Annotated in this window: 3 protein-coding genes; all 3 read left to right on the top strand. The window is 75.4% G+C overall.

The window, feature by feature from the left end:
* Positions 1-2,351 (top strand): SDR family NAD(P)-dependent oxidoreductase (locus tag ACFY32_RS33870; protein WP_390676342.1); only part of this gene is annotated, 2,351 nt, incomplete at its 5' end.
* Between the two features lie 28 nt (positions 2,352-2,379).
* A complete protein-coding gene (locus tag ACFY32_RS33865) occupies positions 2,380-8,952 on the top strand; it encodes a type I polyketide synthase (protein ID WP_390676341.1) in 6,573 nt (2,190 codons plus the stop codon).
* 79 nt (positions 8,953-9,031) lie between these two features.
* The coding region (locus tag ACFY32_RS33860; protein WP_359204776.1) for a beta-ketoacyl synthase N-terminal-like domain-containing protein at positions 9,032-10,818 on the top strand (1,787 nt) is incomplete at its 3' end.

The following is a 10,818-nucleotide window of genomic DNA, read 5'->3' as shown; positions in this document are numbered from 1 at the left end:
ACCACGACGAAACCCGCACCCTCACCTCCGCACTCGCCCAACTCCACACCGCCGGCATCCCCTTCGACCTCACCGCCCTCCACGGCACCACCACCTCGCCCTCCCTCGCACCCGAACTGCCCACCTACCCCTTCCAACGCACCCACTACTGGCTCACCGCCGACGAAACCCCCGGCACCGCCGATGATGCCGACGCCCGTTTCTGGGATGCCGTCGAGCGCGAGGACCTCGGGTCCCTGGGTGAGGCGCTGGGGGTGCGGGACGGCGCGGAGCTGGACGCCGTCGGCGGGGCGCTGGGCGTGCTGTCGGCGTGGCGGCGCCGGCGTGACGAGCGGGCCGCGGCGGACCGGCTGCGCTACGAGGTGCTGTGGAAGCCGCTGCCCGGCGCGGCGTCCGGGGTGCCGTCCGGCACCTGGCTGGTCGTGCTGCCGGACGGCGGCGGTGCCGAGGAGTACGCCGAGCGGGTCGCGCCGGCGCTGGACCGGCAGGGGCTGCGCGCCGTCGTCGTACGGGCCGGGGCCGCCGCCGACCGGGGCGGGCTGGCCGAGACGCTGCGGGACGCGCTGGCGGGAGTGGACGATGTCGGCGGCGTCCTGTCGCTGCTCGCGCTCGACGGGCGTCCGCGGCCGGGCGGTGCCACGCTCACCGAGGGCGTCGCGGCGACCCTGGCACTGGTGCAGGCGCTCGGCGACCTGGGCTCGGGGCACCGGTTGTACTGCGCCACCCGGGGTGCGGTCGCCGTCGGCGGCCCGGACGGCATCGACGCCCCCGAGCAGGCGGCCGTGTGGGGGCTCGGGCTCGCCGTGGCGCTGGAGCAGCCGGACCTCTGGGGCGGGTTGGTCGACCTGCCCGAGGTGTTCGACGAACGGGCCGCCCGCACCCTGCTCGGGGTGCTGGCCGCCGCGGACGGTGAGGACCAGTTCGCGATCCGGCCCACGGGCGCGCTGGTGCGCAGGATGAGCGGCCGTCCGCTGCCGCCGGGCGCGACGGCCGGGCCGGAGTGGCGGCCTCGCGGCACCGTGCTGGTCACCGGCGGTACCGAGGGCCTCGGCCGGTACGCCGCGCGCTGGCTCGCCGAGGCCGGCGCCGAGCACCTGGTGCTGACCGTCGCGTCGGACCCGGAGGCGCCACAGGTGCGCGAGGTGCGTGACGAGCTGAGCGCGCACGGCACGAAGATCACCGTCTGTCAGGTCGACCTCGGCGACCGGGAGGCGCTCGCGCGGCTGCTCTCAGGGCCCGCTGTCGCACCCGGCCTGCGAGGTGTCGTGCACACCGCCGACCTCGCACGCGTCGCCCAGGCCGACGCCACCACCACCGGGGAACTGGCCCGGACGCTGGCGGCCAAGGTCGACGGGCTGTGGCACCTCGACGCGCTGCTGAGCGGACGGGACCTGGACCTGTTCGTCGTCTTCTCCTCCGTCGCCAGTGTGTGGGGCGGCGGCGGGCAGGGGCTCATCGGTGCCGCCAACGCCCAGCTCGACGCGCTGATCGAACGGCGGCGGGCGCGGGGGCTGACGGCCACCTCGGTGGCCTGGGGTGTGATCGACGGGTTCGGTGTGGCGTCCGACGCCGCCGCGCGGGAGCAGTTGCGCCGGCGCGGTGTGCTGCCGATGGCGCCCGAGGAGGCCATGGCGGCGCTCACCCTCGCGGTGCGCGGCGACGACACCCGGGTAGCCGTGGTGGACGTCGACTGGGCGGCGTTCGTGCCCGCCTTCACCTCGCTGCGGCCGAGCCCGCTGATCGGCGACCTGCCGGGCGTACGGGAGATCGTCGACGGTCTGGCCGCGGACGATGCCGGTGACGAGTCGGCCTCGCAGTTCCTGCGGCAGCTCGCCGCGGCCTCCGACGCCGAGCGGGAACGAGCGCTGATGAAGGCGGTCCGCGAGCACACGGCGCTGGCGTTGGGACACAGCGGCGCCGAGGCCGTGAAGCCGGGGCGGGCCTTCCAGGAGATGGGCTTCGACTCGCTCGCCGCGGTCAATCTGCGCAACACCCTCGGCGCCGCCCTGGGCACCAGGCTGCCCGCCACCCTCGTCTTCGACTACCCCACGCCGGCCGCGCTGGTGGAGCACCTGCGCACCGAACTGCTCGCGGACGCGGCCGACGAGGAGCTGAGCGAGACGGACGAGGAGGAGCTGCGCCGGACGCTGGCCTCGATTCCGCTCGGCCGGTTCCGGGAGGCCGGGCTGCTGGACGCACTGCGCCAGCTCGCCCGGACGGCCGGCCCGGACGGACCGGACGACGGCGGGGGGTCGCCGTCCGCGACGGCCGCCGCCGAGGAACTCGACCTGATCAACGCAATGGATGTCGCCGGGCTGGTCCAACGAGCGCTGGACGGGAACCGGTTGTGATCGCGCACTCGACACGGTGGGAGCAGCCATGAGCAGCGGCCAGACTGAACAGATCGTCGAAGCGCTGCGCGCCTCGCTGAAGGACAACGCCCGGCTGAAGCACGAGTACGACAAGGCGGTCGCGGCCGGCACCGCGCCCGTCGCCGTCGTCGGCATGGCCTGCCGACTGCCGGGCGGGGTGACCTCGCCCGACGAGCTGTGGGAGCTGGTGTCCAGCGGGGGCGACGGCATCACCGGGTTCCCGGCCGACCGCGGCTGGGACCTGGACAACCTGTTCCACCCCGACCCCGACCACCCCGGCACCAGTTACGCCAGTGAGGGCGGCTTCCTGCACGACGCCGGGATGTTCGACGCCGGTTTCTTCGGCATCTCGCCGCGCGAGGCCGTGGCGATGGACCCGCAGCAGCGGATCATGCTGGAGCTGTCCTGGGAGGTGCTGGAGCGGGCCGGTATCGACCCGACGAGCCTGCGCGGCAAGGACGTCGGCGTGTACTCCGGCATCGCCTTCCACGACTACGGCGCCGGGCTGCCCGAGGTCCCCGACGAACTCGCGGGCTTCCTCCTCACGGGCGGAGCGGGCAGTGTGCTGTCGGGCCGGGTGTCGTACGTGCTGGGCTTCGAGGGGCCGGCCGTGACCGTGGACACGGCGTGCTCGTCGTCGCTGGTCACCCTGCACCTGGCGGCGCAGGCGCTGCGGGCGGGAGAGTGCTCGCTGGCGTTGGCCGGCGGGGTCACGGTGATGGCGGAGTCCGACGCGTTCGTCGGCTTCTCGCGGCAGCGCGGGCTCGCCCCCGACGGCCGGTGCAAGGCGTTCGCGGCGGCGGCGGACGGTACCGGGTTCGCCGAGGGCGCCGGGGTGCTGCTCCTGGAGAGGCTGTCCGACGCGGTCGAGGCGGGCCATCCGGTACTGGCGGTGGTACGCGGCTCGGCGGTCAACCAGGACGGCGCGTCGAACGGGCTGACGGCGCCGAACGGCCCTTCGCAGCGGCGCGTCATCCGGCGGGCGCTGCACAACGCCCGGCTGACCGCCGCCGAGGTGGACGTGGTGGAGGCGCACGGCACCGGCACGGCGCTGGGCGACCCCATCGAGGCGCAGGCGCTGCTGGCCACCTACGGCCGGGACCGCGAACTGCCGCTGTGGCTGGGGTCGGTCAAGTCGAACATCGGGCACACGCAGGCAGCCGCCGGTGCGGCCGGAGTCATCAAGATGGTGATGGCGATGCGGCACGGAGTGCTGCCGCGCACCCTGCACGTGGACGCGCCGACACCGCAGGTGGACTGGTCGGCGGGGGCGGTGGAACTGCTGACCGAGGAGCGGGCATGGCCTCGGACGGGACGGCCCCGCCGGGCCGCCGTGTCCGGTTTCGGTATCAGCGGCACCAACGCCCACGTGATCCTGGAGGAGGCCCCGGCCGCCACCGTTCCGGCGGACCGGACGGTTCCCGAGGAGCCACTCCTGACCGGCGCCCCCGTGCCGCTGCTGGTCTCCGGGCGCGGCGAGGCCGCGCTGCGCGCCCAGGCCGAGCGGCTGCGGTCGTACGTGACGGACCGTCCCGGCGTGGCCCTGACGGACCTCTCCCGGTCTCTGGCCACCGGGCGGGCGGCGCTGGAACAGCGCGGTGTCGTACTGGCCGCCGACCGGGACACCGCGCTGCGCGGCCTGGCCGCGCTGGCCGAGAACGCCCCCGCGCCCGAGGTGGTGCGGGGCGACGGCGGCCCGGCCACCGGGCACACCGTCTTCGTCTTCCCCGGCCAGGGCTCGCAGTGGCCCGGTATGGCGGCCGAACTCCTCGACTCCTCCCCCGTGTTCGCCGCCCGGTTCGCCGAGTGCGACGAGGCGCTGCGCCGCCATCTCGACTGGTCCGTCACCGACGTCGTCCGGGGTGTCGCGGCGGCGCCGTCCATGGAGCGCATCGAGGTGCTCCAGCCCGCGCTGTTCGCGGTGCACGTGTCGCTGGCCGCGGTGTGGACGGCGGCCGGGGTGGCACCGGCGGCGGTGGTCGGCCACAGCCAGGGGGAGATCGCGGCGGCGTACGTCGCCGGAGCGCTGACACTGGAGGAGGCGGCCCGCATAGTCGTGCTGCGCAGCGCCCTGTTCGCCGAGGAACTGGTCGGCAAGGGCGCGGTGGCCTCCGTCGCCGCCTCCGCCGAAGCGGTGGAGAAGCGGCTCGCGGCGTGGGACGGGCAACTGGCCGTCGCCGGCCGCAACGGGCCCGCCGCGGTCACGGTCGCCGGTACGGAGGAGGCGCTCGCGGAGTTCGTGGCCGGCTGCGAGGCCGACGGCCTGCGAGCCCGTGTCGTCGGCTCCACGGTCGCCTCGCACTGCGCCCAGGTCGATCCGCTGCGCGGCCGTATCCTCGCGATGTTCGCCGACGTCCGTCCGCGCCGCTCGGCCGTCCCGTTCTACTCGACGGTCACCGGCGGCGCGTTCGACACCACCGGGCTGGACGCCGAGTACTGGTTCAGCAACGCCCGTCGCCCGGTGGACTTCGAGGCCGCCGTGCGCGAACTGCTCGCCGACGGCTTCGGGTTCTTCGTGGAGTCCAGCGCCCACCCCGTGCTGGTGACCGCCATGCAGCAGCTCTTCGAGGACGCCGGGGCCGAGGCGGTCGCCGTGGGCTCGCTGCGGCGCGGCGAGGGCGGCGCGCCCCGGATGCTGGCCTCGCTCGCGGAGGGACACGTGGGCGGGCTGCCCGTCGACTGGCCCGCGGTCCTTGCCGGTGCGGCGGATGACGCCGGGGGCGCCGGGGGCGCCGGAAGCCCCGAGCGGCCGATCGTCACCGACCTGCCCACCTACGCCTTCCAGCACCGGCACTACTGGCTGGAGTCGGGCCGGGGGCAGGGCCACGGCGACGCCGCGAGCCTCGGGCTGACACCGGCCGGGCACCCGCTGCTCGGCGCGGTCACCGAGGTCTCCGGGACCGGGACCGGCTCCGCGTCCGACTCCGTGCTGTTCACCGCCCGCCTGTCGCTGCGTACCCACCCCTGGCTGGCCGACCACGCGGCGGGTGGCACGGTGCTGCTGCCCGGCGCGGCCTTCGTCGAGCTGGCGGTACGCGCCGGGGACGAGGTGGGCTGCCCCGGCCTGGAGGAACTCGTCGTCGAGGCGCCGCTGCCCCTGGCCGAGGGTGACGGCGTACGCGTACAGGTCCTCGTCGGCGAGGCGGACGAGCAGGGCCGCCGCCCGCTGTCCGTGCGCTCCCGCCCCGCGGACGGCGACCCCGGCGCGGCCTGGACCCGGCACGTCAGCGGCTTCCTGGCCCCGGACGCCGGCCCCCCGCCGGAGGGCCTGGCCCCGTGGCCGCCGGCCGGGGCGGTCCCGGTCGGCCCGGAGCGGGTGACGGAGGCGTACGAGGAGATGGCCGCCGCCGGATACGGCTACGGGCCGGCGTTCCGGGGCCTGCGCGCGGTGTGGACGCGGGGCGAGGAGGTGTTCGCCGAGGTCGCCCTCGCCGAGGACCAGGGGCTGTCCGCGGACGGGTTCGGACTGCACCCGGTGCTGCTGGACTCCGCCATGCACGCCATCGGCTTCCGCGCCCCGGCCGGCGCCGACGCCGTACTCGCCCTGCCCTTCGCCTACCGCGACGTCGCCCTGCACGCCGCCGGGGCGACCGCGCTGCGCGTCCGCGTCACCCCGAACGGCGCCGATGAGGTCGCCCTGCACCTGGCGGACGGTACGGGCGCGCCGGTCGCCACCGTCGGCTCGGTGGTGTCCCGGCCGCTCGCCACGGACCTGCCCGCCACCCGTACCGCCCCCGTCCGCGACCGGCTGTTCCGCGTCGGCTGGGACGAACTCCCCGCGCCCGGCCCCGTCGAGGACGCGCCGCACCCCGTGCCGGTGGCGACCGCCGAGGACATCCGGGAACTCGCCGAGACCGCCGACCTGGGCATCCCCGAGACGCTGCTCCTCGAACTGGAGGCGGCGGCCGGCGGGCTGAGCGCCGACGCCGTCCGTGACGTCACCGGCCGGGTCCTCGACCTGGTCCAGACCTGGCTGGCCGCGCCCGAACTGGACGACACCCGGCTGCTGGTCCTCACCCACGGCGCGGTCGCCGTGCACCACGACCGTGAACTCACCGACCCCGCCGCCGCGGCCGCCCTCGGCCTGCTGCGGTCCGCGCAGGCCGAGAACCCCGACCGGATCACCCTCGTGGACACCGACGGAGCCCGGACGTCCCGCGCCCTGCTGCCCGCCGTCCTCACCGGCACCGAGCCCCAGCTCGCCCTGCGCGACGGCGTGCGCTTCGCCCGCCGGCTCACCCGCGCCGACACCACCGGCGCGCTGACCGCCCCCGCGGACACGGCGGCGTGGCGGCTGGAGCCCGGCAGTGACGGCACCCTCGAAGGACTGGCGCTGCGCCCCTCCCCCGCCGCGCTCGAACCGCTCGCCGCCGGGCAGGTCCGCGTCGAGGTGCGGGCCGCGGGCCTGAACTTCCTCGACGTCCTGGTCGCGCTCGGCATGAACAAGGTCGACGCCACCCTCGGCAACGAGGGCGCGGGCATCGTCACCGAGACCGGCCCCGGCGTCACCGGACTCGCCGTGGGCGACCGGGTGATGGGCCTGTTCCCCGATGCCGTCGGCCCGTTCGCCGTCGCCGACCGGCGCACCGTCACCAGGGTCCCGGACGGCTGGACCTTCCAGCAGGCCGCCTCCGTACCCATGGCCTTCCTCACCGCCTACTACGGTCTGCGCGACCTCGCCGGGCTGCGCGCGGGCGAGACGGTCCTCGTGCACGCCGCCGCCGGCGGTGTCGGCATGGCCGCCGTGCAGCTCGCCCGGCACTGGGGCGCCGACGTCCTCGCCACCGCGTCCCCCGCCAAGTGGGACACGGTGCGTGCCACCGGCGTCCCCGCCGACCGCATCGCCGGGTCCCGCACCACGGAGTTCGAAGGCCGCTTCCTCGACGTCACGCGGGGCCGCGGCGCCGACATCGTCCTCGACTCGCTGGCCGGCGACCTGGTCGACGCCTCCCTGCGGCTGCTGCCGCGCGGCGGGCGCTTCCTGGAGATGGGCAAGAGCGACCTGCGCGACCCCGCCGAGGTGGCGGCCGCCCACCCCGGCGTCGCCTACCGGGCGTTCTCCCTCCACGAGGCGGGCGACGACCGTATCGGGGAGATGCTGCGGGACCTGGCCGCGCTCTTCGAGCAGGGTGTGCTGCGTCCCCTTCCGCTGCACACCTGGGACGTGCGGGAGGCCCCGGCCGCCTTCCGGTTCATGAGCCAGGGCCGGCACACCGGCAAGAACGTCTTCACCCTGCCCCGGCCCCTCGACTCCGACGGCACCGTGCTGGTCACCGGCGGCACGGGCACCCTGGGCCGGCTGGTGGCCCGGCGCATGGTCACCGAGCACGGTGTGCGCCACGTCGTCCTGGCCGGGCGGCGCGGCCGGGCCGCCGACGGCGTGCCCGAGCTGGAGGACGAGCTGCGCGCGCTGGGCGCCGCCACCGTCCGCACCGTCGCCTGCGACGTCGCCGACCGGGACGCGGCGGCCGCCCTGCTCGCCTCGATCCCGCCGGACGCCCCGCTGACCGCCGTGGTGCACGCCGCCGGACTCCTGGACGACGGTGTGATCACCGCGCTGACACCGGAGCGGCTGGCCGCGACGTTCCGGCCGAAGGTGGACGCCGCGCTCAACCTGCACGAGCTGACGGCCGCGCTGCCGCTGAGCGCCTTCGTCCTCTTCTCTTCCGGAGCGGGCACCTTCGACTCCCCGGGCCAGGGCAACTACTCCGCCGCCAACGCCTTTCTGGACGCGCTCGCCCGCCACCGGCACGCCGCCGGGCTGCCCGCCACCTCCCTCGCCTGGGGGCTGTGGGGCCAGGTCACCGACATGAGCGCCCACCTCGACGACGCCGACCAGCGGCGCATGGCCAAGGGCGGCATGCTCGCCCTGTCCGTGCCCGAGGGCATGGAGCTGTTCGACGCCGCCCTGCGCACCCCCGCCGCCGTCCTGGTGCCCGCCCGCATGGACTTCGCCGCCCTGCGCGAGCTGGCCGGCGCCGGCACCCTGCCCGCGCTGCTCGCCTCCCTCGTCCGGGCCCCGCGCCGGGCCGTCGACAACACGGCGGCGGACCCCGGCGACCTGGCCGGCCGTCTGGCCAGGGCGACCCCGGGACAGCGGCAGAAGATCCTGCTCGACCTGGTCCAGCAGGAGGCCGCCGCCGTCCTCGGCCACTCCTCCGCCGACGCCATCGACCCCCACCAGCCCTTCCGGGAGATCGGCTTCGACTCGCTCACCGCGGTGGAGCTGCGCAACCGTCTTTCGCGCCGGGCCGGCACCCGGCTGCCCGCCACCCTCGTCTTCGACCACCCCGCACCCGCCGCCCTGGCCCGCTTCCTCCTCGCCGAGCTGGGCCAGGAGGTCGACCCGGCCGAGCTGCTGCTGAGCGAACTCGACGCCGTGGCCGCGACGCTGGCCGGGACGAGCCCCGACGCGTCGACCCACGCCACCGTCCTGACCCGCCTGAACGCGCTCGTCGAGCAGTGGAGGACGGCAACGGGGCCGGCCCCCATTGGTGCCGAAGTCGAGGAGTTCGACGTGGACACCGCGAGCGACGAGGACATGTTCGACCTCATCGACCGGGAGTTCGGCACCTCTTGATCACCTGACCGACCACGACCCGCGACCACAGCCCCAGCCCAGCAGACCTCCGACGCGTTTCCATCAGGAGCGAACTCTCATGGCAGATGACGGGAAGCTGCGCGACTACCTCAAGCGCGTGCTGGCGGACGCCCGCCGTTCCCAGCAGCGGGTCCGCGAACTGGAGGCCGAGCGGTCCGAGCCGATCGCCGTCGTGGCGATGGCCTGCCGCCTCCCGGGCGGCGTCACCTCCCCCGAGGAACTGTGGGACCTGGTGCGCCGCGGCCGGGACGGCATCACGCCCTTCCCCGGCAACCGCGGCTGGGACCTGGCCGGCCTCTTCCACCCCGACCCCGACCACCACGGCACCAGCTACGTCCGCGAGGGCGGCTTCCTGCACGACGCGGGCGACTTCGACGCCGCCTTCTTCGGCATCTCCCCGCGCGAAGCGGTCACCATGGACCCGCAGCAGCGTCTCCTGCTCGAACTGTCCTGGGAGACCTTCGAACGCGCGGGCATCGACCCGACCGCGTGGCGCGGCACGGACGTCGGGGTCTTCGCCGGCTTCGCGGGCTGCGACTACGGCAGCGAACTCACCGGCCTCCCCGAGGAGTTGGAGAGCTATCTGATGACCTCCGGGGCGGGCAGCGTGCTGTCCGGCCGGATCTCCTACACCTTCGGCTTCGAGGGCCCCGCCGTCACCGTCGACACCGCCTGCTCGGCCTCCCTGGTGGCCCTCCACCTCGCGGCGCGGGCCCTGCGCGCGGGTGACTGTTCCATGGCCCTCGCCGCGGGTGTCACCGTCCTGGGCACCCCTCGCGCCTACATCGGTTTCTCCCGGCAGCGCGGTCTCGCCGCCGACGCCCGCTGCAAGGCGTTCGCCGCCGCCGCGGACGGCACGATCTTCGCCGAGGGCGCGGGTGTCCTGCTCCTCGAACGGCTGTCGGACGCCCAGCGCCTGGGCCACCGGGTGCTGGCGGTGGTGCGCGGCAGCGCGGTCAACCAGGACGGCGCCTCCAACGGCCTGACCGCACCCAACGGCCCCTCCCAGCAGCGCGTCATCCGCCAGGCCCTGGCCGACGCCCGCCTCACCGCGTCCGACGTCGACGCGGTCGAGGCACACGGCACGGGCACGGCGCTGGGCGACCCCATCGAGGCGCAGGCCCTGCTGGCCACCTACGGACAGGGCCGCCCCGCGGACCGGCCGCTGTGGCTGGGCTCGCTGAAGTCGAACATCGGGCACACCCAGGGCGCCGCGGGCGTCGCGGGTGTCATCAAGACGGTACTGGCCCTCCAGCACGGCATCCTGCCGCGCACCCTGCACGTCGACGCCCCCACCCCGCAGGTCGACTGGTCGGCGGGCGCGGTGGAACTGCTGACGGAGGAGCGGGAGTGGCCGCGGGCGGACCGTCCGCGCCGGGCGGGTGTCTCGGGCTTCGGCGTCAGCGGCACGAATGCCCACGTGATCCTGGAGCAGGCCCCGGAACTGACGTCGGCCCGGACGCCCGGTCCGGCCGCCCTCCCCGTGATGCCGTTGCTCCTCTCCGGCCACGGCACGGCAGCGCTGCGGGCGCAGGCACGCCAGGTGCGGGACCACGCCGAGGCCCACGGGGAGCTGGACCTGTCCGAGTTGGGTGCCGCGCTGGCCCTGGGCCGGGCCGCGCTGCCGGACCGCGCGGTCGTCCTGGCCGCCGACCGCAACGAGGCACTGACCGGCCTGGACGCCGTCGCACGAGGCGAAACAGCACCCGGCGTCACCACAGGCACCGCGACACGCGGACGACTGGCCGTACTCTTCACCGGCCAGGGCTCCCAACGCATCGGCATGGGACGCGAACTGTACGAAACCTTCCCCGCCTACCGCGAAGCGTTCGACGAAGTCTGCAC

The organism is Streptomyces sp. NPDC000134 (genome assembly GCF_042899225.1).
Lineage (GTDB): Bacteria > Actinomycetota > Actinomycetes > Streptomycetales > Streptomycetaceae > Streptomyces.
The sequence above is the reverse complement of the archived record's forward strand: the minus strand, read 5'-3'. Positions and strand labels throughout refer to the sequence as shown.